We start from the raw sequence: 1,046 nt of genomic DNA, 5'->3' as shown, positions 1-1,046 counted from the left end.
CGGTCAGGAATCTGTTGGAAATTTTCAATAGATTATCAACCGAGTTTCTTTCAGAAACATCGCAGGGTCAAGCCTGAAAATGACATAAACGATACTTATGAGATATACAATGGCAGTTGCATATAAAAAAATTAAATTTCTTTTGTAAAAAGTTGACATTTGCAAAAGAACTGAATCATAATATAAAATATGTATTGTGAATAAAAACTACTGGAGGTATTTTATGAAGAAATTTATTTTTCCTGCTTTATTTGCATTTTTGTTTGTGCTTTCTTCGTGCATGAATATGTCCGGCTCTTCTGGTGAAGGCGGCTCTGTGCGTGTTGTCTTGCCGGGAAGCGCGCGCTATTCTTTTAGTCAGGACAAGGCTGATAAATTTGTTGTAACCATAAGTTTGAACTCTAAGATTGTTGACAAAAAAACTGAGTTTTCGGGGGGGGTAATAGAATTTGATGAACTTAACCCCGGAGAGTATATAATAGAAGCTAAAGCATTTGATTCTAATGAAGGCGACCTTGTTGTTGGCTGGGGAACTGCTGACGCGACTGTTGAAAAAGGTGAAAACACGGATTGTTCTTTGTCTTTACAGCCTGTAGTTTCCGCATTTGATTCTACGCCTTCTTATAAAAAACTGGTTGTTCTTTCTTCCACTGACATGGTAAAACTTTGTGAATTGGTAAATGCCGGAAGCGACTTTGAAGGTATAACGATTACGCTTGCGGATGATGTTGATTTGGCAGATTGTGCGGATGACTGGCAGCCGATTGGATTTGTAAAATCAATTACAGACGACTATGCAGAGAGTAACAATATGCCGTTTAAGGGCACATTTAATGGAAATGGAAAAACAATTTCATACAATATAACAAAAAGAGAAGATGGACTTGGCAGCCAGATGTTTGGTCTTTTTTTTGACAACTACGGAACAATTGAAAATCTTGTTGTTAATCAGACTTATTCAGGAGACCTTAGCGACCGTGGAATGAGCCGCGGAGGAATGATTTGTACATACAACTATGGAAATATAAAAAACTGCATTGTAAAGG

At 37.4% G+C, this 1,046-nt stretch carries 1 protein-coding gene; it reads left to right on the top strand.

The features are described from left to right. Positions 1-223 precede the first annotated feature (223 nt). Positions 224-1,046 (top strand): hypothetical protein (locus B4C08_RS05850; protein ID WP_296663916.1); only part of this gene is annotated, 823 nt, incomplete at its 3' end.

Source organism: Treponema sp. UBA753, from assembly GCF_002297325.1.
GTDB lineage: Bacteria > Spirochaetota > Spirochaetia > Treponematales > Treponemataceae > Treponema_D.
Note: the sequence above shows the minus strand (reverse complement) of the source record. Positions and strands in the feature narration are given on the sequence as shown.